We start from the raw sequence: 276 nt of genomic DNA, 5'->3' as shown, positions 1-276 counted from the left end.
GTATCAGTCAGTTTTTTAACCCAAGCTCAGTAGCCGTTATTGGGGCATCTAACACGCCAACCCGTGCTGGCTACGTAGTTATGCGTAACTTATTGCAAAGTGGTTTTAAAGGGCCAATTATGCCAGTAACGCCAAACCACACTGCGGTGCATGGTGTACTGGCATACCCTAGTATTGATGCTTTGCCAAAAGTACCTGATCTCGCGGTTATTTGTACTAATAAAAACACTTTAGATCTTATTATTGAGCAACTTGGAAAACTGGGCTGTCATAATG

Annotated in this window: 1 protein-coding gene; it reads left to right on the top strand. The window is 42.8% G+C overall.

Annotated features, from left to right (window positions below; translation table 11 throughout):
* Positions 1-2: 2 nt before the first annotated feature.
* Positions 3-276, top strand: a 274-nt coding sequence (locus AAEY62_RS22250; protein WP_350636576.1) for a CoA-binding protein, incomplete at its 3' end; no start/stop codon positions are given.

The sequence above is a fragment of the Pseudoalteromonas sp. GW168-MNA-CIBAN-0100 genome (assembly GCF_040309225.1).
Taxonomy (GTDB): domain Bacteria; phylum Pseudomonadota; class Gammaproteobacteria; order Enterobacterales; family Alteromonadaceae; genus Pseudoalteromonas; species Pseudoalteromonas arctica.
Note: the sequence above shows the minus strand (reverse complement) of the source record. Positions and strands in the feature narration are given on the sequence as shown.